Genomic DNA, 25098 nt, shown 5'->3' on the forward strand with positions numbered 1-25098 from the left:
GCTACTTGGTTCCTCCGAATCGGCGGTCACGCTTCGCGTATTCCTCCACCGCGTCGAATAGGTCCTGCGGGGTAAAGTCCGGAAACAGCTTATCCTGGTAGACCATTTCCGCGTACGCGGACTGCCATAGAAGGAAATTAGAGGTGCGTTTTTCACCGGATGGCCGCAAAAACAGGTCCACATCGGGCATCTGCGGATCGTAGAGGTGTTCCCGAATCGTCGATTCGGTAATCGCGCCTGGGTCCAGCTCGCCGGCCTTGACCTTCATAGCCACCTCGCGGAAGCCATCCAGCAGCTCTGCGCGCCCGCCATAGTTCACGCACATGGCCAGGGTCATCTTGGTGTTATTCTTGGTCAGTTCCGCGGCGGCGTCTAGTTCCCTAATCACGGAGCGCCACAGGCGCGGGCGCCGGCCCGCCCAGACTACCTTCACGCCGCGCTCATGAAGCCACTCTCGCTGGCGCCGCAGCACGTCACGGTTGAACCCCATCAGGAAACGCACCTCTTCAGGGCTGCGCCGCCAGTTCTCAGTGGAGAATGCGTACGCGGACAGGTATGGGATGCCCAGCGCCAGGCAGGCGTCAACCACCTCAAGCAGGCGGGCCTCACCGCGGCGGTGCCCCTCCGTGCGCTTCATACCGCGCTGCTGCGCCCAGCGGCCGTTGCCGTCCATCACCAACGCAATGTGGTTGGGGAGGAATTGAGCGGGGATCTCAGGCGGGTTGAGGACTCGGTTAGCATCTGGCGTAATCACGCCGTTTATCTTAGCCAATGGGAAGATTTTAGGATTGATCCATGACGGATAAGGCTGTGACCTTGCGCTCTAAATGCCACTGCAGGTGCGCCTTGGTGAGCTGATGGGCCGTTGCCCCCAGATCCGGACGCCCCTGCAGGATAGTACCCGCGCTGGCCAGGTGGTCCCCGGCCAAAAGCCACATCAGATGGAGAGCCTCCGGATCTACCTCGGCGGATCCGGATGGCCTGCACTGGTGGCAGGCCGCGCCACCCACGGCCGGATGAAACGCATGGTGCGGACCCCCAGCGCCACACGCGGCGCAGTCAAACAGGCTAGGGGCCCAGCCGGCGTGCGCCATGGCTTGAAGCAGGAAGGCGTCAAGGAGGGCGGTGGGCCCGGCCTCCCCTAGCAGGGCATCCGGCAACGCGTTTGAATCCCGGGGCGCGTTGAGCCGTTCCAGGGTTTCGCTAATGCGCGTATAGAGGAAGGCATCGCCGTGGGCCGGGGAATCATCGGCAAAGGCGAGCCGCTCGGCCGATTCTAGGGCAGCGCACGCCGCCGTGTAGCGCTCATATTCCTCAATGATGCGCGCGCCGTGATAGGTCACAGTGTCCGCCTGAGAGATCGTGGACAGGTTGCGCCCGGGGTAGAGCTGCACGTCGAGCTCCACGAACGGCTGCAGGCGCGAGCCAAAACGGGACTTGGCCCGGCGCACCCCCTTGGCCACGCCGCGGACCAGCCCGTGCTCCTTGGTCAGGAGCACGATGATGCGGTCCGCCTCACCGAAGTCATATGAGCGGATGACCACGGCGCGGTCCCGGAACGGTTGCCTAGAAGCCAATCTAGAAACCCAGGCGGCCCAGGGACTTAGGATCGGACTGCCAGTTCTTCAAGACCTTGATGCGCAGGTCGAGGTAGACGTTTTGGCCCAGCAACTTGATGATTTCCTTGCGGGCGTTGCCCACCGTGCGGCGGAAACGCATGCCGTCCTTGCCCTCGATGATGCGCTTTTGCCCCGGGCGCTCCAGGTACATAATGGCGTGGATGTCCAGCACCCCCTCGCGGGTCTGCGACGGCAGCATTTCATCTACTTCCACCGCCACCGAGTGCGGCAGCTCGTCCTTCAGGCCGGCCAGGGCGGCTTCGCGGATAAGCTCAGAGATGCGCTTTTCCGTGGCGTCATCGGTGACGTGGTCATCCGGGTAGAACTTGGGGCCCTCAGGCAGCGCCTCGGCAAGGACTCCAACCAATTCGTCGATCTGGATCTTCTCCGTGGCGGAGACCGGGATGACCACGGCATCCGGGTTGTCCTCGCTAAGCAGGGCGTGCAGCGCCAGCAACTGGGCGCCCACCTGGTCCTTGGAGGCCTTATCCAGCTTGGTCACGATGCCGATGATCGGCGTCTTAGGCGCCACCTTGCGCACATTTTCAAGGATCCAACGGTCGCCCGGGCCAATCTTTTCATCCGCAGGGATGGTCAGGCCAATAACGTCCACGTCGGCGTAAGTGTCCTTGACCACCTCGTTGAGGCGCTCACCCAAAAGCGTGCGCGGACGGTGGAGACCAGGGGTATCCACCACCACAATCTGGCAATCATCGCGGTGGACAATGCCGCGAATCGGGTGGCGGGTGGTCTCAGGCTGGTCGGCGGTAATGGCAATCTTCTGGCCAACCAGCGCGTTGGTCAGGGTGGACTTGCCGGTATTTGGCCGGCCCACAAAGCTTACGAACCCGGAGCGGAAACCCTCCGGGGTGTCTCTGAAATCAGCAATTGGGGCGGCCGCATCGGCGGGAAGGTCATCCGGGAAACCGGCATCGAAAGGGTTGCTCATAGCCCCTAACCCTACCCGCATGACGGCGCAGCCAGGCAATCAATTTGATGACAAGGGTTGCGGACATTATCGCAAAACGATAATATCGAATCACGATAACATCGATTATCGATAAGAAGTTCAAGTTGGATCCCGAAAGGAACCCACCATGCCCACGCCACACGATTCCCACGAGCAGCGCAAAGAGCGCCGCGACCTCATTGTTAGCATCGCTTCCTGTACCGTCATTGCCATCTTGATAGGCCTCGACCTCCTCAATCCCTACTTTGATGGTTACTTCAACACCCGGCTATCTGCCGCACTGCCCGAGGGCCTTCGCATCAGTGAGCTCTCCGGCGCAGCCCTGTGGACCCTACACATTGCAAAAATAGGTCAAGGGTTGACACTGCTGGTCCTACTTTTTGCCATCGGGCGCTCCGCACTGGCAATGCTGCGCGGAGAAATCTTCACTAAGCGCAACGCCCGCCTAGTCACCCTGGCGTCATGGATGACGCTTGCCTGGGGGATTTTCTACTTCGCGGTGGAGGGCCTTGGCAATAACCTCGCCGCCCACCAGCTTGGGATTGATTATTGGTGGGACTTGCCTAGTGGCGGTTCCACGGAACTGACATTCTGGCTCATAATCCTTGTCCTCATTAGCAGCTTCGCTATTACCATTAAGCGCGGTATCGCACTCGAAGAAGAGGTTGAGGGACTTGTCTAAAAACGTCATCTGTCACCTTGACCGCCTCATGGAAGAACGCGGCGTCACCGGCGCGTCCCTAGCGGAGCAGGTGGGCATTACCCCAGTTAATCTGTCCGTGCTCAAGAACAACCGAGCTAAGGCCGTGCGCTTTAGCACCCTCGTAGCGCTGTGCGAGGCGCTCGATTGCCAGCCGGGTGACCTGTTTACGGTGGACTAGACCCGGCGCGCGGTGAAAGGCCGCAGCGGGTTCGCAAAGACGTCCTGACAGGCTACGAGCTCCAGCTCATCGGCACCCGCCTTCTGGGTTGCGTCAATTATCGAGTAAAGAATGAAAGCCGTGTGCTCCAGCGCGCGGCTTATTCTATTGAGGTCCTCGCCCGCTGGGACGGCAAGGAGTTGAGCGGTAAAGACCGCAGCGGCCACGTCACCGGCGCCCACGAATTTGCCGCCGAAATTCTTGGCCGGCGGCACCCGCGGCGTGGAGACCAGGTAGGCCTCATCGCCATCGACGGCGAGCATCTCGATGCCGCCCTGCACCCCGCCGTCCTCTACCCCGCCGCCCTCTACCCCGCTGCCCTCTACCCCGCCGACCGTATGGTCGGCGGCCGGGCGGTTCATGGAGGTAACCAAGACGGTGCGCGGACCAATGGCCTGGAGCTCGCGCACTCCTTCCAGGGTTTCTTCCAGCCCGATGGGCGCGGCCTTCGGGGTTGATTCGGCCAGCCTGCCCGTCAGCCGGGCAACCTCGTACTGATTGGGGGTGATAACGTCCGCGTGCGGGAGGACCACCTCGCGGAATACGCCTGGGATGCGTGGGTCCACAAAGTCGCCGAAAATGGCGTTTCCAATTACGGGGTCGCAGCAATACAGGGCGGCCCCTGGCAGCTTGGCGGCGGTCTGGGCAATGACGTCCGCGAACTCCACCGTGCCCAGGTAGCCGGTCAGCAGAGCATCCGCTTGTCCGAGCACTCCCCTGCGCTCCATTCCCTCCAGCACCTCCCTGACGGTCGCCGCGTCGAAGCGGGGCCCGCCCCAGTCCGGGTATTCGGTGTGGTTGGAAAAGTTCACGGTATGGACCGGCCAGACCTCAAAACCCGCGCGCTGGAGTGGAAAGACGGCGGCGGAATTGCCCACGTGGCCATAGGACACGTGGGACTGAATGGAAACGATACCCATGCCTTATTTCCGTAAGAAGCGTTTCGCTTACTACAGCTTGGTTACGGTGAACTGTTCTGCGGGGTTGGCGAAGACGTCCTGGGCGGCGATGAGCTCTAACTCGGCGGAGTCCGCCTTGTAGGTGACCTCGAGCAGGTCATAGACGGAGGAGACGGTCTTGCCCAGGGCCTCGCCCGCATTGCGGGTGTTGAGGTAGTGGCCGGTAAACAGGGCCGCGGTAACGTCACCGGAACCGTTGCGCTTGAATGGCAGGTACGGGGTGGAGACCAGGTAGGCTTCATCGCCATCAACGGCGAGCATCTCGATGACGTTATCATCCGCCTCTGGGCGCTGGACGGAGGTCACCAGCACAACGCGAGGCCCCATGGCCTGCGCGGCCTTGACCGCGTCCAGGGTCTCTTCCAGGGTGTTGACGTCCTTGCCGGTGAGGAATCCCAGCTCAAACTGGTTAGGCGTGATGATGTCCGCCACTGGGACTACCTTGTCTCGCAGCAGCGGCGGGATTTCATCGGAGACGTGGCAGCCGGACTTAGCGTTGCCCATCACCGGGTCGCATGCATAGAGCGCGTCCGGGTTGACGGCCTTAATGCGCGTGACGGCGTCCACGATCGCGCCGGCGATGTCTGGGCCTCCCTGGTAGCCGGAGAGAACAGCGTCTACCTTCTCGAAGCCGCCCCGGCGCTCGATGCCGTTGATGACATCGGTGACCTGCTCGGCCGGAATGAGCGGGCCGCCCCAGTCACCGTAGCCGGTGTGGTTGGAAAAATTCACGGTGTGCACCGGCCACACCTCGTGGCCCGCACGCTGGAGTGGAAAGACCGCTGCGGAGTTGCCCACGTGACCGTACGCCACGTGCGACTGAATAGACAGAATGTTCATGAGGCTTAATAGTGCTCTCCCCCACACCATTTTTCAATCTATTTGAAGAATAAATTCGCAAGCTTTTATAAGTGCGCACGGCCAGGGCCTCGCGTCGATGGCCCTCCTGCGCCCACACGGCGGACCGCCCTGAACTTAAAAAGGGTCGTGCGCATCTACCGGCCGGTGGGAAGCTACACCTACACCCACACCCACACCTAGCCGAAAGGTATCGAGCACCGGTAACCCGCATCGCGAAGGTGCGCAGGAACTTTGAAACTGCCGGCGCCAAGGCCTACCCGAGGAATCAAGGCGACCATGCTATTGGAGCGCCAGGCCGTGGCCTCGTGCCCAGGGTGGGCCTAGGCCCGGGCGCCCCGCGATGCCATGCCGGCGGCCGGGCGGGGCTCAGGCACTGTGGGCATGCCCGTTTGCCCCATTCAGGGTTAACCCCGCGGCGGGCGGTGGAATCTATCCCCTACCGTTGCTACCCCTGCAGCGCCGCGGCGATGAGGCCGTGGAAAAGTGGGTGCGCCTTGGTTGGGCGGGACTTGTACTCAGGGTGGGCCTGGGTGGCCACCATGTAGGGGTGAACATCCTTGGGGTACTCGACAAACTCGACGAGGGAGCCGTCAGGCGAGGTGCCGGAGAAAACGAGGCCGGAGCCCTGCGCAATCTGCTCGAGGTAGGCGTTATTTACCTCGTAGCGGTGGCGGTGGCGCTCGGAGACCTCGGTAGCGCCGTATGCTTCGGCCACCACGGAACCCTCCTTCAGGGTCGCCGGGTATGCGCCCAGGCGCATTGTGCCGCCCAGGTCCGCCTGGCCGGTCACGGCGGCCTGCTGCTCCTCCATGGTTGCGATGACCGGGAACTGGGTCTCAGGATCAAATTCGGTGGAGGACGCCTCGGGGATTCCGGCCCGGCGGGCCGCCTCGAGAACCGTGCACTGCAGGCCCAGGCACAGCCCCAGGAACGGAACCTTGTTCTCACGGGCGTAGGTGATGGCCCCGATCTTGCCCTCAATGCCACGCACGCCAAAACCACCCGGAACGACCACGGCGTCGCAATCACCCAGCTGGGCCTTGGCACCGGCCGGGGTGTCACATTCGTCGGAGGCGATCCACTTGATCCGGGCCTTGGCATGGTGCGCAAACGCGCCAGCCCGCACCGCCTCCGCCACGGACAGGTAGGCGTCAGGCAGATCGATGTATTTGCCCACGATGCCCACGGTGATTTCCTTTTCCGGGTTATGCACGCGCTCCAGCAGGTCTCCCCAGACGGTCCAGTCCACGTCACGGAAGGGCAGGCCCAGCTTGCGGACCACGAAGGTATCCAGATGTTCCTTGTAGAGCACCTCCGGGATGTTGTAGATGGAAGGGGAATCCGGGCAGGAGGTCACGCCCTCCTCCTCAACGTCGCACATGAGCGCAATCTTGCGCTTGAGCCCCTCCGGCACGTCGCGGTCACAGCGCAGCACCAGCGCGTCCGGCATGATGCCGATGGAGCGCAGCTCCGCCACGGAGTGCTGGGTTGGCTTGGTCTTCAGCTCCGCCGACGGGCCCAGGTAGGGCACCAGGGAGCAGTGGATGAAGAAGATATTCTCGCGCCCTACCTCGTGCCGGACCTGGCGGGCGGCCTCAAGGAACGGCTGGGACTCGATGTCACCCACGGTGCCACCGATTTCGGAGATGACCACGTCCGGCTTGTTACCATCCGCGTCCGGCTCCCCCATGGCGATGATGCGGGACTTAATCTCATCCGTGATGTGCGGAATGACCTGGACCGTCTTGCCCAGGAACTCGCCGCGGCGTTCCTTGGCGATAACGGAGGAATACACCTTACCGGTGGTCACGTTAGCGTTCTTGGTGAGGTTGCGGTCGAGGAAACGCTCGTAGTGCCCCAGGTCGAGGTCCGTCTCCGCGCCGTCCTCGGTGACAAATACCTCGCCGTGCTCGAACGGGTTCATGGTGCCGGGGTCCACGTTGAGGTACGGGTCCAGCTTCTGCATGGTCACGGACAGTCCGCGGGCGATGAGCAACTGGCCAAGGGATGCCGCTGTCAGGCCCTTGCCCAGGGAGGAAACAACGCCTCCGGTGACGAAAATGTACTTGGTCTCGCGCGTGGTGGTTCGCTGTGGCATATGAGCCGCCTTCCGGGCTTGGTGCCTGCGAGTAGTGCGGGCCCGGCGCCAGGGCCGGGCCCCAGAAGCCGAAGCTAAAACGCAAAAGCCGCAGGCATCATCTTTTCATCTGTGATGACCTACGGGCTTTCAGCTTAACATTATTTCCCGCCGCGCGCGGAATTACCGCCCCTACCAGGGGTTTTATAACTATTGGTTAGTAGGTAAAAAGGGCGGGGCTCGCGGCCCTAACCGCGGGCGTCATCGCGCGTTTGGGGCTCGGCGATGGGCGGGATGCCGCCGCCTGGGACCTCACGGTCGAGGGCCTCTCTGTCCGCCGCGGACGGGAAAGCGCGGGGGCCCGTGGGCTTTGGCTGGAAGGACAGGTTGCGGGCCTTGAGCGAGTCATACCAGTCCGCCAGGAGTTCGTTCTGCAGGGCGAACATTTCACGCTCCTCCTCCGCCGTGGCGTGGTCATAGCCCAAAAGGTGCAGGCAGCCGTGGGTGGTCAGAAGGGCCAATTCGTGACCAAGGGAATGGCCGGCGGCATCGGCCTGGCGCTGTGCAAACTCGGGGCACAGCACAATGTCGCCGAGCATCTCGGGGCCGGGGGCGGGGGCATCGGGGCGGTTGGTGTTAGAGCCCGGGGTGATGTTATCCATCGGAAAACTCATGACGTCCGTGGGGCCGGCGAGATCCATCCAGCGCACGTGCAGGTCCTCGATGGCGGCAAGGTCCACGCAGGTGATGTTCGCCTCCGCATCCGGATTAATGTCCATTTCGCCGAAGACGAAGGAGGCCACGTCAATGAGCATTTCCTCGTTGACGCCCTCATAACCGGACTCGTTGAAGAATTCTATGCTCATGGCTTACTCCTTAGCTTCTGCGGCTTTATCCTCGCCGCGCTCAGCGCGACGTTCTTGCCTGGCGTCATATTCGTCATAGGCGTCAACGATTCGCCCCACCAGCTGATGGCGGACCACGTCCGTGGCCTGTAGTTCCGAGAAGTAAACGTCATCCACGTTGCGCAGGATGTTGCGCACGATGCGCAGGCCGGAGACCTGGCCGCGCGGGAGGTCCACCTGCGAGACGTCACCGGTGACCACCATCTTGGAGCCAAAGCCTAGGCGGGTAAGGAACATCTTCATCTGGGCGGGGGTGGTGTTTTGGGCCTCGTCGAGGATGACAAAGGCGTCATTGAGCGTGCGGCCACGCATGTAGGCCAGCGGGGCCACCTCAATGATGCCGGCCTCCATGAGCTTGGGGATCATCTCCGGATCCAGCATGTCCCGCAAGGCGTCATAGAGCGGGCGCAGGTACGGGTCAATCTTGTCATTGAGCGTGCCCGGCAAAAAGCCCAGCTTCTCACCGGCCTCAACCGCGGGGCGGGTGAGGATGATGCGGTTGACCTGCTTGGCCTGCAAGGCCTGGACGGCCTTGGCCACGGCCAGGTATGTCTTACCGGAACCGGCCGGGCCCACGCCAAAGACCACGGTGTTGTTATCAATCGCGTTGACGTATTCCGTCTGTCCCACGGTCTTGGGGCGGATGCGCTTGCCGCGGCGTGAGACAATGTCGGCGGCCAGGGCGGCGGAGACGGACTCGGGGGCCTCTACGGCAATCATGTTCACCGTGTGTTTGACGGAATCCGCGCTCACGCTATGGCCGCGGCGGGCGATGCCTTCTAGCTCATCAAAGACCTTGACCGCGCGCGCCACCTCATAATCGGGGCCGGTGACGGTCACGGTGGTGCCGCGGGCGAAAAGGTCCGCGTCGATCAAATTATTGAGCACGCGGAGATTGTCATCGGCGGTGCCTAGGACGGTGCTGACGTATTCAGAATCCAGTTCAAGCTTTTTGGTAATTATAGCCACGTGCATAAGGCTACCAGCGTGAGGTACGCACGCCGATTGCCGCCAATGCCACCATCGCAGCGGAGGCGGTGCGCAAAACCTCAGGGCCCAATTTGATGGCCTGGGAACCGGCCCCGCGCAGGGTGGCTAGCTCATCCTCGCCAATCCCGCCCTCGGGGCCGACGATGAGGTAGATGGTTTCCGCGTCCAGGCTCACCTCACGCATCGATTCCGTTGCGTCCTCATGCAAGACCAGCGCCGCCGCGGGGGCGCGGCCGTTGCTCTCAGGTCCGGAGATGGCGCCGGTGAGTTCCTGGGCCAGCTGCTTGGTGGTCAACGGGCCACGGATGGCGGGGATGCGCGAACGGCGGGCCTGCTTGGCCGCCGATTGCGCCGCGGCCTCCCACTTGGCCACGGCCTTGGGGATCTTCTTGCCGTCCCACTTGGCCACGCAGCGGTCCGCCTGCCACGCGATGATTTCATCGGCGCCGGCCTGGGTTGCCAGATCGATGGCGAGCTCGGACCGCTCCGCCTTGGGTATCGCCTGGACCACCACCACGCGCGGGGACGGGGCCGGCAAGATCTCTACGGACTCGATGGTGCCGGTGAGCTGGTCTTTTCCGGAGGTCTTCGTCACGGTGACCGTGGCCGTGGCGCCTGTTCCGTCGATCAGGTTAATGCGCTCACCGGGGTGGATGCGCTTGACCGTTACGGCGTGGCGGCCTTCGGCGCCTGACAGGTAGACCGGCTGGCCCGCCTGGGACGAACCCAGTCCGGGGTGGATGAAGACGGGCAAAGACATGGCTGCTCCTCGGGGATGTGGGTAGGCCTTAGCGGCGGAAGCGGCCGCGGAGACGGTCAAAGAAGGACGTCTCGCCCGAGTCCTCGGAGTGGATGCCCGCGGTGTCATCGCAGTGCTCGCGAACCTGCTCCAACAGCTCACGGGTGCGCTTGTCCAGCTCCGTTGGGATGAAGACATCCACGTGGGCGACCAGCGAGCCACGGCCCTCAGAACGCAGGCGCGGCATGCCCTGGCCCGCCAGGCGGATGGTCTCCCCCGGCTGGGTCCCCGGCTCAACCTCAATCTCTACGGCGGAACCGTCAAGGTGCTCTAGCTCCACGGTGGTTCCCAGTGCGGCGTCCACCATGGGAACGCGCACGGTCACGGAGAGATCATCGGCGTTGCGCTCAAAGATCGAATGGCGGTCAATATGGGTCTCCACGTACAGATCGCCTGCAGGGCCACCGCCGTGGCCCACCTCGCCCTGGGAGGCCATGCGAATGCGCATGCCGTCGCCGATGCCCGCCGGGATATTAACGGTGATATCGCGGCGCTTCTTCACGCGGCCATCCCCGCCACAGTGGGTGCAAGGATCCTTAATAACCTCACCGTAGCCCTGGCAACGTGGGCATTGACGCGAGGTCATGACGTTGCCCAGGAAGGATTGCTGGACCTCCTGGATCTCGCCGGCGCCGCCGCAGGTGGTGCAGGTTTCGGGTTTGGAATTGGACGCGGAACCGGAACCGGAGCACCGGTCACACAGCACCGCGGTATCCACCGTGACCTTCTTCTTCAGCCCGGCAAAGGCCTCTTCTAAGGTAATGCGGGTGCGCAGCAGGGCGTCATTGCCCGGCTGGACGCGCGAGCGTGGCCCCCGGGAACCGCCGCCGGCGCCGCCGAAGAACTCCGCAAAGATATCCCCCAGGCCGCCGCCGCCGAAGCCGCCAAAGCCGCCGCCCGGCTGGCCCTGGGCCTGCTCCATTGGGTCACCACCCATGTCCACAACCTTGCGCTTTTGCGGATCAAGAAGGACTTCCTGGGCGAGGGAAGCCTCACGGAACTTTTCCGCCGCGGCCGCGTCATCCGGGTTTACGTCCGGGTGGTACTTGCGCGCGAGCTTGCGGTACGCCTTCTTGATTTCCTGATCCGTGGCATTCTTCTCCACACCAAGAATGCCGTAGTAGTCACGAGCCACTGTGAGAATAGTCCTTCTAGTTTGGTTCTAACTTAAATTAGGGTTTGTCCTGGCTTTAGTTGCCGATAGTGCAGTTTACTCACCCGCGAGGATGTCACTGACATAAGTAGCAACCGCGGAGACCTTGGAAATAGTCCCGGAATAATCCATGTAGGTGGGACCCACCACGCCAAGGCCGCCTAAAGCCGCCTCCAATGAACCATACGCGGTTGCCACCACGGAAGCACTTCTCAGCTGGTCCTCTTCGTTTTCCTCCCCAATGACCACGGATACGTTGCCCTGGTCGGGCAGGCGCGCCAGCAGTTTCAGGACCACTACCTGTTCCTCGAGCGCTTCCAGGATGGACGGCAGGCCCTCGGGGAAATCCCTGGCCACGCGGGTCAGGTTGGACGTGCCGGCCATAATCAGGCGGTCCGAGGGCTGGTCCACGAGGGTCTCAATGAGCGTGGTCGCCGCCCGCAGGACGTGGTGGCGAATGTCCAGGGGCGCGGACTCCACCAGTTCGGCGAGCCGCTGGGAGGCCTGGGCCATGGTTTGCCCGGACAGGGCGTTATTGAGCAGGTCACGCAAGCGGGCCGTGTCTTCGGGCTCGATGACGGCGTCCAGTTCCACGTTGCGCTGATCCACGCGCCCATTGTCCGTAATAAGCACCAGCAGCAGGCGCACCGGGGACAGGGCCACCACCTCACAGTGCTTGACGCGGGAGACCTTTAAGTTAGGCATCTGCACCACGGCGGCCTGCTTGGTGAGCTGGGCCAGCAGGCGCACGGAGCGGCGAAGCACGTCTTCAAGATCCACTCCCCCCTCGAGGAACGTGAGCATAGCGCGATGTTCGGCCTGCGAAAGCGGCTTGATTTCGCGCAGCGAGTCCACGAATTGCCGGTACCCCGCTTCAGTGGGCACGCGGCCTGAGGAGGAATGCGGCTGGGCGATGAGCCCCTCGGATTCCAGCACCGCCATATCGTTGCGGATGGTCGCCGAGGACACACCCAGTTGATGGCGCTCCAGCAGCGCCTTGGAGCCCACCGGTTCGTGGGTTTTGATGTAATCCCCCACGATGGCATGGAGGACTTCCCTCCGGCGGGATTCAGTAGATGAAGACACTTACACCAGCCCCTCTAGGTCAGCATCACGCCCCACAAGCGCAACGGGCTTGAGTCCCGAGCCCGGGGTATACGGGTTTAACGCATGATCCATGTGGACACTCTAACAGCGGCCCGCCGGAAAGAGCCATTGTTATGCGGCGGTATGCGGCAATACGCAGAGTTGAATACGCACATAAATTGGCATGTTTGCCGGCTAGCCCTCCTCGGCAAGGAGGAGATCGGTGATGATGCCGTCGGCCAGGAGGCGGCCCTTGTTGGTCAGGCGAACCCGCGCTGGGTCCCGGGCCAGCAAACCCTGGTCCTGGAAGCGGGAAACGGCGGGGGCGGCGGCGGGTGCAAGCCACTGGCGCGGGATGCCCTCAACGAGCCTCAGCCCCAGCATGATCTTTTCTGTGTGGCGCTCATCTTCGGTAAGCGTTTCCGCACCGGCGATGGGCAGCGCCGGTAATGCATCACCGTCGGGGATCAGGAGGCCGGTGTAGCGGGAGGGGTGTTTGACGTTGAAGAAACGCTCGCCGTCCAGGTGGGAGTGTGCGCCGGGGCCGGCTCCCCACCAATTGCCATCCACCCAGTAGATGCGGTTGTGCTCACACCGCCCTCCCGGCTTAGCCCAGTTGGAGACCTCGTACCACTCAAAACCGTGGGCCTCGAGGGTATCGGCGATGAGATTATAACGCCGCGCCATGGTGTCCTCATCGGGTGCCGGGAGGATGCCCTTGTTGACCTTGCGGGCCATGCGGGTGCCGTCCTCCACGATGAGCGAATACGCGGAGACGTGATCCACGCCGGTTTCCAGGACGCGCTCTAAGGTTAGGCGCACGTCATCATCGGTCTCCGTGGGCGTGGCGTAAATCATGTCCAGGTTCACGTGTTCGAAACCCGCGGCGATGGCCTCGCGGGCGGCAGCGAACGCGCGGCCTGGGGTGTGCGCGCGCTCCAAGACCTGCAGCACATGCGGGGCAGCGGACTGCATGCCCAGGGAGATGCGGGTAAATCCCGCGTCCTTAAGTTGGGCGAAATACTCCGGGGACGTGGACTCCGGGTTGGATTCCGTGGTGACCTCCGCGCCCGGCGCAAGACCGAAGGTCGCCTTGACGGTGCGGAGGATGCGGGATAGCCCTTGGGCCCCGAGCAGGGACGGGGTGCCGCCGCCGATGAAGACGGTCTCCGCCGGGTAGGGCGCGCGCTGGGCGGCTAGCTCCAATTCCTTGTCCAGCGCATCGAGGTACGGCCCCGTGAGATCCCGCGGGGAGCCCAGCTCACCCGGGGTGTAGGTATTAAAGTCACAGTACCCGCAGCGCGAGGAGCAGAACGGGACGTGGATGTACAGGCCGAATGGGGTGCTCATGCAGGCCACTTTAACGTCCCGCGGACAAGGGGCGGGAATTGGACTCCGGGGTGGGCGCCGGCGCGCTCCCGCGGGCGGGAATGTAACTAAGCGGGGTGGTGTTGAAGCGTGTAGTATGTACCTCACGGTTTTTAAGTACACACAACAGAAAGGCACCCTAACGGTGGAACCTCCGAGTCGATGTCCCCACTACCTACCTAGGTGGTGGGGCAAGTAATGACTACTGCAATCCTGATGATTCTTCTCGGCGTGGTGGTCATTTGCTTGATCATCGTCGCTAACGCATTCTTCGTGGCCCAAGAATTTGCCTACATGTCTGTGGACCGCGCGGAGCTTCGCACCCGTGCCTCCGCTGGTGACGCAGCCGCCGAAAGGGCGCTGAAAATCACCAAGCGGACCTCATTCATGCTCTCCGGCGCCCAGCTAGGCATCACGGTCACCGGCCTGCTTATCGGTTACGTGGCCGAACCCCTTGTGGGCGAGGGCCTGGGCGTCCTGCTGGGCGGCGTGGGCATCCCCACCGGCGTCGCCGTGGGCGTAGGCACCGTCGCCGCCCTGCTGGTATCCACCGTTGCAGTGATGCTCTTTGCCGAGCTGTTCCCGAAGAACTACACCATCGCGGCCCCCATGAAGTCCGCGCTGTTCTTGGCCCGCCCGACCCAGATCTACATGATGATCCTGGGCCCGCTGATCAAGTTCTTCGAGTTTTCCTCCAACGCCATTTTGCGCGCGTTCAAGATTGAACCGGTAGAAGACGTGGATTCCTCCGCAACCTATGATGACCTGGAATCCATCGTGGAATCCTCCCATGAGGCCGGCGGCCTTGATAGCGCCACCTTCATGGTGTTAGACCGCCTCTTGGACTTCCCAGAACATGACGTGGAGCACGCCATGATCCCGCGTTCGCGCGTGGACGTCGTGGAGCCTGAGACCACCATCGGCGAGATGCGCGCCATGATGGCGGAGAACCACACCCGCTACCCCGTCATCTCCGACGAGCATGAGCCGCTCGGCGTGGTTCACCTCTTCGACGTGTTGGGCACGCAGCTGCCCGATGAAACCTCCGTGCGCGAGATCATGCGCGCGCCCATCGTGGTTCCGGAACTGATGCCGCTGCCTGATGCGGTAGCCGAGCTGCGCGACGGGGATGAGAAGATGGCCTGCGTGATCGACGAGTACGGCGGCTTCGTTGGCGTGGTCACCCTCGAGGATCTGGCCGAGGAGATCCTGGGTGACGTCTCCGATGAGCATGACATCATCGAAGATGATGACATCACGGAACAGGATGATTCCCACTGGATCGTGGACGGCGATACGCCGATCGACGAGGTGGAGCGCGCCATTGGCCACGACCTGCCTGAGGGTGATTTTGAGACCATCGCCGGACTGCTCATCGCCCACACCGGCTCCCTAGTCGAAGAGGGCGAGGAGCATATCATCGAGCTCGAGGCCGAGCCGGATGATTACGTTGAACGTGATGACGCCCCGACGCGCAGCCTGAAGCTACGGGTCGAGGAAGTAGAGCGCCACGTGCCAGCCTCCCTGACTGTTGAACTCATCGAGACCTACCCAGAGGGCCACGAGCCCGAAGAGGAACAGGATAAGCATTTCGAGGCTCGAACCGAGGCCTCCGAGACGGGCTACCCCAACGCGAATGCCGCCGGGGTCGTAGACCATGATGCGCACCGCACCTCCCCGGAGGAGCGCCTAGAGGAGGGTGAGAAGTAATGGACGGATGGGTATTTAACCTAATTGTCACCATCCTGGTGATTATCGCCTCCGCGTTCTTTGTCATCATCGAATTCGCGCTGCTGTCCGTGCGCCGCAACCGCCTGGAGGAGACGGCCGAATCTAGGGCTTCCTCCCGCGCGGGCCTGCGCTCGCTCAATGAGCTGACCATCATGCTCGCCGGCGCCCAACTGGGCATCACGCTGGCCACGTTCATCCTGGGCGCGGTGACCAAGCCGTGGGTCCACCACCTGCTGGTCCCGCCGCTCGAGGCGCTGAACCTGCCGTACGCGGTAGCGGATGTGGTCTCCTTCATCCTGGCCCTGTTCATCGTGACCTTCCTCCACCTGGTGGTTGGTGAGATGGCCCCTAAGTCCTGGGCCATTACCCACCCCGAGCAGGCGATGAGCATTGTGGCCATCCCGGCCCGCGGTTTCATCATGCTCTTCCGCCCGCTGCTGGTCTGGATCAACAAGATGGCTAACGATCTGGTGAAGAAGGCCGGCGAGACCCCGGTTGAGCGCGCTGGTGCGGCCGGCTATGACGCGGACACCCTGCGCGTGCTGGTGGAGCATTCCCGTGCCACCGGCGCCATGGATGAGGCCGCCGCGGAGCAGATTACCGGGGTTATCGAGTTGGAGTCCGCGACCGTTGGCGAGCTGGCGCGTGAGCATGGAAACGAGGTTGTTCCGCTTCCTTCCGACGCCACCGTCGCTGACCTTCACGAACTCGCCCTGCGCAAGGACATCATGCGCGTGCTGGTATTTCCCAAGAACTCCCGCGTCCCGCGCATGGTGCACGTACGCGATTCCTTGATGCTAGCCCCCGAGACGCCCGTGCTGGAGATCTCCCGCCCGGCGCTGTCCGTGGCCGGTTCGACTACGGTCCAGCACACCTTGGACCACATGCGCGCCCGCAACGAGCAGCTTGTTGTTGTAGGCAAGGCCGATAAGGACAAGGCCGTTTGGATCCTGACCTGGGATGACATCATGGGCCAGCTGTGGCCGCAGATCGCCGACGAGCTGGACAAGGCCGCAGCCGCTCCGGCAACCGCGGCCGGATCCGGCACAGAGGGCGAACAAGCCTAAGCCCGGCTCAACAGCCCGCATCCCGCGCCCCGATTTCCTTTTATCAGGGGCGCGGGATTTTTTGCGCTCGGCCTGCACGCGGGCCGCCCACCACGCCGCAGGGGGCTCTTAAGATACACCAACGCCACCGGAGATTATGAGGGATTCTCCGGTGGCGTTGAGCGTTATCTCTCGCTTAGTTGGTAACGAGAAGTCTTAATGTGGGGCTACGCGGTTGACGCGGCGGCCTTGGCGGCGGCCCGCTTGGCGGCCACCTTGGCGACGATGCGGTCGATGCGGGCGCGTTCCTCTAGGAACTCCGGCGGGTTGTGGCCGCGCATCGTGCGCACGTACGCCGGGTGATCTTCCACCACGGTGTGGTGCCAGCCACCCACGGCGTCCAGCACGTATTGGCCGGTGCGCTTGTACAGGTGCGGCAGTGAGACCATGTCTAGATTGCGGGCCACGGCGTTGGTCTGCTCCAGCACGTACTCCACTACCTCACGCAGGTAGTTTGCGGTGGCTGCGGTGCGAGCCTTAAGCGCCGCGGCGAGCTCGTGGACCACGATGGGCGGGCCGGAGACCGGGAACTCGGCTTCCAACGTGCGGGCGGTAAACGTCCGCGGTTCTTCCACGGCATTCTCACCGGAGGACGCGGCGGAAATGGTGCCGGAGATGGTTCCTGAGCGCACGCCGGAAATCAGAGCCTGACGCAGCCCAATGAGTTCACCTACTACGCGGCCGGAATCCACTCGGGCGTCTTCGATGATGTCACGCAGTTCGGCGATGCAGTCTAGGGCTAGTTCATCATCCCAGTCCTCGATCGCCTCGATGAGGTGCTCGATGTATTCGGCAACTTCATCTCCAATGTTGTAGAGCTCCTGGGTTAGCTCGCGGTGACGCAATTCAGCGGCAATCTTATGCATTGTTTAAGCTGCGCTCCTTTCCGCGAAACAGTTCCTCTGCGCCCACCCCGCTCCACTCTCCGCCGGGCGTTTACTACCCATAAGGTGAAGTTGAGGTTGAGACTTTCTACAACGCTTGCTGACTTTAGCGGCAATTGTCCGCCCGCAACTTGTACGCCACGCCGAAAACCCGCGCGGGTGTGATCCCCGGGTGGGTTCGGGGGGAAACGGGGCAAAGCAAAGGCCACCGAAAACCCCAGTTGAGCAGGAGCTCAGGGGCCCTCGGTGGCTAAAGCTGCGGGGGTTAGCCGTTGCGCTTGTAGATGTGCGCGATGGCGTCGGCGTAACGCTCGGCAACCACGTTGCGCTTTACCTTCATGGTTGGCGTCAGCTCGTTTTCCTCCTCGGTCAGGTCAGACTCAAGGATGTAGAACTTCTTGATGGCCTCGGCATGGGAGACGGTAGCGTTGACCTGATTGACCGCGTCTTGAAGCTCCGCGCGCAAAGTCGCGTCAGTGGCCAAGTCCTCCATGGAACGGTTCTCCGGGATGTTGTGCTGCGCCTTCCAGCGCTGCATCGCCTCCGGATCCAGCGCCAGCAGCAGGCCAACGAACGGCTTACCGTCACCCACCACCATGGCCTGGGAGATCAACGGGTGGGCGCGCAGCTTGTCTTCCATCGGGCCTGGGGAAACATTCTTGCCGCCCGCGGTGACAATGAGATCCTTCTTGCGGCCGGTGATCACCACGTGCCCGGAATCCATAATCTCGCCAAGGTCGCCGGTGTTGTACCACCCGTCGGAGATGGACTCGCGCGTGGCTTCCTCGTTGTTCCAGTAGCCGCCGAAGACTATGTCACCCTTGATCAGAATCTCACCATCCTCGTTGATCTTGATGGTGGTGCCCTCAAGCGGCGGGCCTACGGTGCCGATCTTCTGGTTGGCGAAATCCACGGCGGCGGCCGCGGCGGTCTCAGTCAGGCCGTAGCCCTCATAGACGGGAACGCCGATGCCACGGAACCAGTGCAGCAGGTCATGGCTCATGGCGGAGCCGCCGGTGATGCAGTACTTCACCGCGCCGCCCACGCCGGCGCGCACCTTGGAGTAGACCAGCTTGTCATAGAGCTTGTGCTGGGCGGCAAGGACCTTGGAAGGGCCCTCTGGGGCATCCAACGCCTTGGAGTATTCAATGGCCACAGCCTCGGCGCGGTGGAAGAGGGCTGACTTGACCGGGCCGCCATCCTTGGCCTTGTTCGCCGCGGAGTTGCGCACCTTTTCAAACACGCGGGGCACGCCCAGGATCAGGTTGGGGCGGGAACGCTGGAACTCCACCGGCAGGGTCGTGAAATCCGACCAGTGGGACTGGGTAGCGCCGCCGATGCATACCGCTAGGGACACGGCCCGGGACAGCACGTGCGCCAGCGGCAGGAAGGTCAGTACGCGGGTTCCGGGAACTGCAATGCCGCCGATTGGGTTGGTGAGCAGGCCGCGGGCCTCGGCGAGCCAGTTGCGGTGCAGGATCATGCATCCCTTGGGGCGCCCAGTGGTACCGGAGGTGTAGACCAGTGACGCCACGTCATCGGTCTTGGTCGCCTCGATGCGGGCGTGGACCTCTTCATCGGTGATGCCGCGGCCCTCGAACTTTAGGGTGTCCACGGCGGAAGAATTAAATTCCAGGACGCGGCGCAGCTGCGACGGGGAATCCTTCAGCGGCGCCTTTCCGTCCTCCCCCAAAAGGAGCAGCTGTATAAGCTCGGTGTGATCACGGTTTTCCGTAATCGCCAGCACCGCCCCGGAATCCTCAATAATCCACTGGACCTGGGACTGGGATGAGGACGGGTAGATAGGAACGCTGATCGCGCCGGCGGCCCAGATAGCGTAATCCATCACGGACCACTCGTAGCGGGTAGCGGACATCAAAGCCACGCAGTCCCCCTGCTGCACGCCGGCGGCAATCAAGCCCTTGGCCACGTCAAATACTTCTTTGACGAACTCCTTGGCGGTAACGGAAACCCACTCATAGTTGGCCGGGCGGGTAAACATCACGCCGTGCGGGCGGGCCTTGGCGGTATCCATCATGGCGGTGAGGCAGGTTTCCCCGTCTTTGATATCGAATTCTGCTGGGGTGTGTACTTCTTGGAGAGTCACAGGGTTCCTTTCAGCGGCTGTACGGGCAACGTTGCGTAAAAACGTTGGAAGAAACAAGGTCCAATTGTGGTTTAGATCTCAATTCTACTTCGTTCCACTCTAGCAACTTTTGCTTCGCGTGTAAGGGGCGTCTCTGGCACAATAAGGCGGGTGAGTACCCGCGATTTATTGGAAGAACTAGCAGCCCGCCACGGAGTAGCCGCCCGCTACACCACTCAGGGCGGCGAGCCGCAAGAAATTTGTGACTCGACTTTGGTCTATACGCTGCGAGCCTTGGGCGTCAATCTGAGCGATGAGCCGGATGATGATGAACTTACGGGTGCCCTTTTCGAGGATTACCTGGAGCGCGCCTCGCGCCCGCTGCCGCCAGCCGTGGTGGCCCCTACCGGCCAGGAGCGCCAGTTCCAGATCCACGTGCATGACGGTGAGCCCGCCGAGGTGACCATCGTGCTTGAGGACGGCACCGAGCGCCCCGCTTACCAAGACGCCAACGATGCACCGGCCGCGGACGTTGACGGCCAGATGTGGGGTGAGGCCACCTTCCACATCCCTGGCGATCTGCCCCTGGGCTACCACGCCATCCGCCTGGCATCCCCCGGCGTGGGCGTGGTGGAATGCCCACTAATCATCACCCCCGAGCGCCTGTCCACCGCCGATAAGTACGTGGACAACCCGGTAAGCGGCGTGATGGCGCAGCTGTATTCCGTGCGTTCCGAGCGTTCCTGGGGCATGGGCGATCTTGGCGACCTTGGCTCCTTGGCCGAGGTGCTGGCGAAAAACGCCCACGCGGATTTCCTGCTGGTCAACCCGCTGCATGCCGCCGAGCCATTCCCGCCCGTTGAGGATTCCCCCTACCTGCCTACCTCCCGCAGGTTCATCAATCCAATCTACATCCGCATCGAGGACGTCCCGGAACTCCAATTGCTGGATCAGGATCTGCGGGATGACGTGGCAGAGCTGGCCGCTGAGTTCCAGGAGCGCAATACCAGCGGCGCCCACATTGACCGCGACACCATCTTCGAGGCCAAGTTGCAGGTGCTGCGCGAGCTGTACTCCTTAAAGTTTGAGCCATCCCGCCGGGAGGCGTTTTTGGACTACACCCGCCGGGAGGGCAAGGGCCTGGAGCAGTTCTCCCGCTGGTGCGCGGAGAAATACATCGAGCACCACGCCACGCTGCGCCACGCTATTTCCGAGGAACCTGAGGAGCTCTCCCGCTTCTACTCCTGGCTCCAATTCATCTGCGATGAGCAGTTGGCAGCGGCGCAGCAGCGCGCGCTGGATGCGGGCATGAAGATTGGCCTGATTACCGACCTGGCCGTGGGCATCCACCCGGGCGGTTCCGACGCGGTGAACTTGGCGGATTACCTGGTGCCGGCGGCGTCAGTGGGTGCGCCGCCCGATGATTACAACCAGCAGGGCCAGGATTGGTCCCAGCCGCCGTGGCATCCAATCCGCCTCGCGGAGGCCGCCTACCAGCCGTGGCGGGACATGCTATCCACCGTGCTGCGCCACTCCGGAGGCGTGCGCGTGGACCACGTGCTGGGCCTGTTCCGCCTGTACTGGATTCCTCGCATGCAGTCCCCCACACTGGGAACCTACGTCTCCTATGACTACGAGGCGATGCTAGGCATCCTGGCCCTCGAGGCGGAGCGCGCCGGCGCCGTTTTCGTGGGCGAGGATCTGGGCACGGTAGAGCCCTGGGTGCAAGACGTGCTCGCCGCCCGTGGCGTGCTGGGCACCAACATCGTGTGGTTCGAAACCGAGGATGATGGTTCCCCTACCCCGCCGGAGCGCTACCGCCCGCTGGCCCTGTCCTCCGTGGGCACCCATGACCTGCCGCCAACCCTGGCCTACCTGCGCGGGGACCACATCACTCTGCGCGATGAACTTGGCGTTCTCACCACGGACCCGGCCGAGGAATTCGCCGCCGACCTGGCATGGCAGGCCGAGGTTTTCAACGCCGTAGCGGACGCCGGCAAGATTCCACACCGCAACTTCGCCACGCCACGCCGCGAAGAGCGCGGGGATGAGACCCAGCTTATGGGCGCCCTTCACGCCTATGTGGCCAGCTCCCGGTCCGCGCTAACCTGCACCAACCTGGTGGACATGGTGGGTGACATCCGCGCCCAGAACCAACCGGGCACCACGAAAGAGGTGTACCCCAACTGGTGCATCCCGCTGTGCGACTCGAACGGCACCCCCGTGCTCATCGAGCAGCTGGCCTCCCTGCCGCTGTTCAAGGCCATCGCCGCCGCGTCCAAGCGCCCGGGCAAGTAGGGCCCCGGGCAAGTAGGGCACAGTAGCGCCCCAGCATAAAAAGATAAGCCACCGCCCCACGCCGCTTATTCAAGCCGCGGGAGGGCGGTGGCTTTCCGTGTTGCCGGGGGACACCGGCGCGAGGGCCTAGAAGAGACCCAGGATGGCCGCCAGGATGACCAGCGCAATCAGTATCCAGAGCGATTTAGAGACCCAGGATTTTGGCAGCGCGCGCTTGCGCGGCCCAGACGGGGTGGGCGCCGGGCGGCGCCGCGCGTGCTGGGCGGCGGCGTCACGCTCAGGATCCCAGAGGCCCTCGCGGGGGTCTTCGCGCTCTGGCTGCTGCTCAGGATTGGGTAGTGACATGTTCATCCATCTTAGTCCCGCGGGCCCGGGAAGCTTGAATCCTGCGCTCCAGCGCCAGCCCTATGCGGTCCACCACCGCCATGATGATCCACGCGGCGACCACTGCGATGGGCACGATGAACAGCAGCATGAACAGCATCTGCGCGGCGATGGGGGCGGTAACTAGCCATTGGGTGAAAGAGTCTACCCACGTGCCCACCTCGGCCTGCGGGGGCGCAGAGAATAGCATTTCGCGAGCCCCCGAGGCGGGTAGCGGCGCGGGATCCGCGAGCGCGGGGCGGGCGATGTCAGTGCTTAGAGGACTCATAGGAAATCCCATTCTAGTTATAGGCTGCGCGTAAATCGGTAAAGTGTGGTGCATGTCTGAGCTGACCATCTCCTGCACCGCCGGGCGCATCACCGGGCTCGTCGACGGTGACGTGGCCACCTACCACTCCGTCCCGTACGCGGACTTCCCCGGGCCATTCGAGCCCTCCGTGCCGTTAGCCGGCGGGATGGACATCGACGCCCGCGCGGCCCGCCCGCAGGAAGTGGCGATGACGATTACCACCCCGGCGCAGGCCCGGGACGGTTCTGACTGCCCCGTCATCGTCTACATCCACGGCGGGCGCTTCGAGTCCGGCACGCACGAGGACCCTCGGGCGGATGGGGCGTACAACGCCCGGCACGGCATAGTTCAGGTGCAGCTGGGCTACCGCGTGGGGCTTGAGGGCTTCGCCCGGTTTAAAAGGGATGAGCCCAACCGCTACCGCGGGATCGATGATTGCGTGCTGGGCTTGGAATGGGTCCAGCGCAATATCGAGGCCTTTGGCGGGGACCCTACTAATGTGACGGTCATCGGCCAATCCGCCGGCGCCACCACGGCCCTGTGGCTGGCCCGCCGGGACCACTACCGTGGGGCCTTCCGCCGCGTCGTGGCTCTGTCACCGTGTTTCCCGCGCGCCAGCTTTGAGCAGCGCAAGGCCACGTTGCGTACAGTGTTGGGCAAGCCGGTTACCCGCGAGTCCCTCACTGACCTGGCCGAGCGCAAGCCGGGCAAGCTCGCCAAGGCGTATAAGCGCTTCCGGACGGTCTACTCGCTGGACATGGCGCTGGGCCCCGCGCCGCTTGACTGCCGTCAGCTAGCCGATGTCCCCCTCTTGGTCTCCTCCACCCTCCACGAATACTGCGATATGCCGGCGGCCAAGAAACTGGATGCGGGCGCGCACCCGCGGCGGTTACTGAAGGTACTCTCCCGGTTCATGGGCTTGGAACCCGCGCGCTTCGGCTACTGGTGGGGCAAGGCCACCGCGATTGCCCCGGAGCGCCCCGCCGGGCTATTCATTGGCGATACCCAAACCCGGCGGTGGGTCTCCCAGGTAGCCACGCACGCCCCCGGCGCGACATGGTTGATGGAGTTCCGTAACTCCCAGGGCCTGGCGCTCCACTGCGCGGACCTGCGTTACGTCTTTGGCGTGCACGCGGAGATGAACCCGGATTCCCAATCCGGCCGGGCCGCGGCCCGAATCAATGGGGTCATTCGCCGGTTCGTCGCCTCTGGCACCCCGGGGTGGGATGAGTACCGCGCGGCTCAGGAAACGGGCGCCCGCCCGGCCATGGTCTTCGATTTGGCCACCGGTGAGCACTCCATAGAGTCCGGCATCCTGGATTACGTGGCAAACTCCTTCCCGCCGATCGAAAAGACCGCGGACCTGGAGGGCTAGGCGGCGGTCCACCCGCCGTGCGGGGCCCGCCTAGCGGGTGATGCGCTCGCGCAGTTCCGGGTGGGCCAGCTCCTCGATAAGCCACGGGGAAAAGGCGAACGGCGTGGCGTCCGCTGCGGCGATGAGCTTGTCGGCGTCAATCCAGGCGTGCTCGCAGATTTCCTCGGGGTTGGGGTCTAACTCCGCGCCCTCGGGAAGCTCGGCGACGTAGACCGGGCAGATTTCGTGCTCCACGATCCCCGAGGCGTCTACCGCGCGGTAGGCGAAACCGGGAAGGATGCATTCCGGCTCGAGCTCTGCGGTGATGCCCACCTCGAATGCGGCGCGGCGGTTGACCGCGTCCTCGTTGGCCTCATCCGGGCCGGGGTGGCCGCAGAAACTGTTGGTCCACACCCCCGGCCACGTCTTCTTCCCCAGCGCGCGGCGGGTGATGAGCACCTGGCCGTTGCGGATAATCCAGGCGGAGAAAGCGAAGTGCAGCGGGGTGTTATCCGTGTGCACCGTAGCCTTGTCGGCGGTGCCGATGGGGTGGCCATCGGCAGAGGCAAGCACGACTAATTCCATTACAGGTTCAGGTTCCCTTCCCAGACAATATTGCCCAAGCTAAAGCGGGCGCTCCACAGGTTGCCCACGGTGGTGTTGAAGCGGTACTGCAGGTTGGTCGTGGCCTGCGCGCCCAGTGGCTTGTCGAGTCCGGGGGCGTTGACGGTGGTATTGATCTCAGCGTCGTAAGGAACCGTATCCACGGCGGTCCAGCCGCCCTGACCGTCGGCGATCTCCAGGGTTGGTTCCCCCAGGGCCTCGGGCGGCAGCGGCACGTCATTGACGTTCTTGGCCGCCACGGTGACGACGCTGCCCTGGATATCGTCCGCATAAACGCCCTGGAACTGGAACTCCACTCCCAGGCCTTCATCCTTGATGCGCTGATTCAGATCCTCGGTCAGCGTTTTAGTCTCAGTCTCCTGGGACTGATATGAGGGGGCCTCGGAGGAGGTGACCACAATCTCCTCATCTGGGCTTAGCCCCGCCTCACCTGGGTCCAGGACGGAACACGAGGCCAACGCCGCGGCCGTGGCCAGCAGCGAACCAGTGAGGAATAAACGGGAAACGGTCACCGTTGCTCCTTTTGCATAGCGGGAAAAAGTGGTGGGGTTTTACCGCCCCCACCTTAGCCGATACGTGGCCAGATGTAGGCATTGGGCATCGCGGCCCCCAGGTGGCATACTTGGCTGTTTGTT

The 25098-nt window shown here is 63.3% G+C and carries 24 protein-coding genes; 6 read left to right on the forward strand and 18 right to left on the reverse strand.

The window, feature by feature from the left end; translation table 11 throughout:
- Position 1: 1 nt before the first annotated feature.
- Genes CENDO_RS08320 through era form a run of 3 tightly spaced genes read right to left on the reverse strand, consistent with a single transcriptional unit; the run spans position 2 to position 2568 of the window.
- Complete coding sequence (locus CENDO_RS08320) at positions 2-754, reverse strand: isoprenyl transferase (RefSeq protein WP_136141612.1); 753 nt, start codon at positions 752-754, stop codon at positions 2-4.
- A 28-nt stretch (positions 755-782) separates the two neighbouring features.
- Entirely contained in the window at positions 783-1577 is a 795-nt protein-coding gene (gene recO, locus CENDO_RS08325) for a DNA repair protein RecO (RefSeq protein ID WP_136141613.1), read from the reverse strand.
- Position 1578: 1 nt separating this feature from the next.
- Positions 1579-2568, reverse strand: a complete 990-nt coding sequence (era, locus tag CENDO_RS08330; RefSeq protein ID WP_136141614.1) for a GTPase Era — start codon at positions 2566-2568, stop codon at positions 1579-1581.
- 148 nt (positions 2569-2716) lie between these two features.
- Here era and CENDO_RS08335 point away from each other — a divergent pair, with 148 nt between their 5' ends.
- On the forward strand, positions 2717-3271 hold the full coding sequence (locus CENDO_RS08335) for a hypothetical protein (protein WP_136141615.1): 555 nt from the start codon (positions 2717-2719) through the stop codon (positions 3269-3271).
- On the forward strand, positions 3264-3470 hold the full coding sequence (locus CENDO_RS08340; protein ID WP_281276123.1) for a helix-turn-helix domain-containing protein: 207 nt from the start codon (positions 3264-3266) through the stop codon (positions 3468-3470). Before CENDO_RS08335 ends, CENDO_RS08340 begins: the two co-directional genes overlap by 8 nt.
- On the opposite strand, the gene pdxY (CENDO_RS08345) is transcribed toward CENDO_RS08340, so the two are convergent.
- The 9 genes from pdxY (CENDO_RS08345) to hemW all read right to left on the reverse strand — a co-directional run bounded on the left by pdxY (CENDO_RS08345) (position 3467) and on the right by hemW (position 13689).
- Complete coding sequence (gene pdxY / locus CENDO_RS08345; RefSeq protein WP_136141616.1) at positions 3467-4429, reverse strand: pyridoxal kinase; 963 nt, start codon at positions 4427-4429, stop codon at positions 3467-3469. The genes CENDO_RS08340 and pdxY (CENDO_RS08345) overlap by 4 nt on opposite strands.
- Before the next feature lie 30 nt (positions 4430-4459).
- Positions 4460-5308, reverse strand: a complete 849-nt coding sequence (pdxY, locus tag CENDO_RS08350) for a pyridoxal kinase PdxY (RefSeq protein ID WP_136141617.1) — start codon at positions 5306-5308, stop codon at positions 4460-4462.
- Positions 5309-5774: 466 nt separating this feature from the next.
- Positions 5775-7427 carry a CTP synthase gene (gene pyrG / locus CENDO_RS08355; RefSeq protein WP_136141618.1) on the reverse strand — a complete coding sequence of 551 codons (1653 nt, stop codon included), beginning with the start codon at positions 7425-7427 and terminating at the stop codon, positions 5775-5777.
- A 227-nt stretch (positions 7428-7654) separates the two neighbouring features.
- The gene (ybeY, locus tag CENDO_RS08360; protein WP_136141619.1) at positions 7655-8272 is read right to left on the reverse strand and encodes an rRNA maturation RNase YbeY; all 618 of its coding nucleotides are present in this window, start codon (positions 8270-8272) and stop codon (positions 7655-7657) included.
- Positions 8273-8275: 3 nt separating this feature from the next.
- A complete protein-coding gene (locus tag CENDO_RS08365; protein WP_425456171.1) occupies positions 8276-9286 on the reverse strand; it encodes a PhoH family protein in 1011 nt (336 codons plus the stop codon).
- A 4-nt stretch (positions 9287-9290) separates the two neighbouring features.
- Positions 9291-10061 (reverse strand): 16S rRNA (uracil(1498)-N(3))-methyltransferase, encoded by a 771-nt coding sequence (locus tag CENDO_RS08370; protein WP_136141621.1) that lies wholly within the window; start codon positions 10059-10061, stop codon positions 9291-9293.
- Positions 10062-10089: 28 nt separating this feature from the next.
- Positions 10090-11235, reverse strand: a complete 1146-nt coding sequence (gene dnaJ, locus CENDO_RS08375) for a molecular chaperone DnaJ (protein WP_136141622.1) — start codon at positions 11233-11235, stop codon at positions 10090-10092.
- Positions 11236-11310: 75 nt separating this feature from the next.
- Positions 11311-12339: a heat-inducible transcriptional repressor HrcA gene (hrcA, locus tag CENDO_RS08380; protein ID WP_136141623.1), complete on the reverse strand. Its 1029-nt coding sequence runs from the start codon at positions 12337-12339 to the stop codon at positions 11311-11313.
- Positions 12340-12534: 195 nt separating this feature from the next.
- The gene (hemW, locus tag CENDO_RS08385; protein ID WP_136141624.1) at positions 12535-13689 is read right to left on the reverse strand and encodes a radical SAM family heme chaperone HemW; all 1155 of its coding nucleotides are present in this window, start codon (positions 13687-13689) and stop codon (positions 12535-12537) included.
- A 216-nt stretch (positions 13690-13905) separates the two neighbouring features.
- Here hemW and CENDO_RS08390 point away from each other — a divergent pair, with 216 nt between their 5' ends.
- Both CENDO_RS08390 and CENDO_RS08395 read left to right on the forward strand, forming a co-directional pair.
- Positions 13906-15417, forward strand: coding sequence for a hemolysin family protein (locus tag CENDO_RS08390; protein WP_136141625.1), 1512 nt, complete (start codon positions 13906-13908; stop codon positions 15415-15417).
- The gene (locus CENDO_RS08395; protein WP_136141626.1) at positions 15417-16505 is read left to right on the forward strand and encodes a CNNM domain-containing protein; all 1089 of its coding nucleotides are present in this window, start codon (positions 15417-15419) and stop codon (positions 16503-16505) included. The genes CENDO_RS08390 and CENDO_RS08395 overlap by 1 nt, the downstream gene beginning before the upstream one ends.
- 206 nt (positions 16506-16711) lie before the next feature.
- Here the strand turns inward: CENDO_RS08395 and CENDO_RS08400 are convergent, their stop codons facing one another.
- Together CENDO_RS08400 and CENDO_RS08405 are read right to left on the reverse strand one after the other, a co-directional pair.
- Positions 16712-17410: a VENN motif pre-toxin domain-containing protein gene (locus CENDO_RS08400; protein WP_136141627.1), complete on the reverse strand. Its 699-nt coding sequence runs from the start codon at positions 17408-17410 to the stop codon at positions 16712-16714.
- Between the two features lie 283 nt (positions 17411-17693).
- The gene (locus CENDO_RS08405; RefSeq protein ID WP_136141628.1) at positions 17694-19535 is read right to left on the reverse strand and encodes an AMP-dependent synthetase/ligase; all 1842 of its coding nucleotides are present in this window, start codon (positions 19533-19535) and stop codon (positions 17694-17696) included.
- A 150-nt stretch (positions 19536-19685) separates the two neighbouring features.
- Between CENDO_RS08405 and malQ the strand changes: the two genes are divergently transcribed.
- Positions 19686-21812, forward strand: a complete 2127-nt coding sequence (gene malQ, locus CENDO_RS08410; protein ID WP_136141629.1) for a 4-alpha-glucanotransferase — start codon at positions 19686-19688, stop codon at positions 21810-21812.
- A gap of 126 nt (positions 21813-21938) precedes the next feature.
- Here malQ and CENDO_RS08415 read toward each other — a convergent pair whose 3' ends face one another.
- Positions 21939-22157, reverse strand: coding sequence for a hypothetical protein (locus CENDO_RS08415; RefSeq protein WP_136141630.1), 219 nt, complete (start codon positions 22155-22157; stop codon positions 21939-21941).
- Complete coding sequence (locus tag CENDO_RS08420; protein ID WP_136141631.1) at positions 22138-22464, reverse strand: hypothetical protein; 327 nt, start codon at positions 22462-22464, stop codon at positions 22138-22140. The genes CENDO_RS08415 and CENDO_RS08420 overlap by 20 nt, the downstream gene beginning before the upstream one ends.
- A 52-nt stretch (positions 22465-22516) precedes the next feature.
- On the opposite strand from CENDO_RS08420, the gene CENDO_RS08425 reads away from it, so the two are divergent.
- Positions 22517-23860, forward strand: a complete 1344-nt coding sequence (locus CENDO_RS08425) for a carboxylesterase family protein (protein WP_136141632.1) — start codon at positions 22517-22519, stop codon at positions 23858-23860.
- A gap of 30 nt (positions 23861-23890) precedes the next feature.
- On the opposite strand, the gene idi is transcribed toward CENDO_RS08425, so the two are convergent.
- Positions 23891-24424 carry an isopentenyl-diphosphate Delta-isomerase gene (idi, locus tag CENDO_RS08430; protein ID WP_136141633.1) on the reverse strand — a complete coding sequence of 178 codons (534 nt, stop codon included), beginning with the start codon at positions 24422-24424 and terminating at the stop codon, positions 23891-23893.
- Positions 24424-24975 carry a hypothetical protein gene (locus tag CENDO_RS08435; protein ID WP_246014243.1) on the reverse strand — a complete coding sequence of 184 codons (552 nt, stop codon included), beginning with the start codon at positions 24973-24975 and terminating at the stop codon, positions 24424-24426. Before CENDO_RS08435 ends, idi begins: the two co-directional genes overlap by 1 nt.
- Positions 24976-25098 lie beyond the last annotated feature (123 nt).

Origin of the sequence: Corynebacterium endometrii (genome assembly GCF_004795735.1) — a bacterium.
GTDB lineage: Bacteria > Actinomycetota > Actinomycetes > Mycobacteriales > Mycobacteriaceae > Corynebacterium > Corynebacterium endometrii.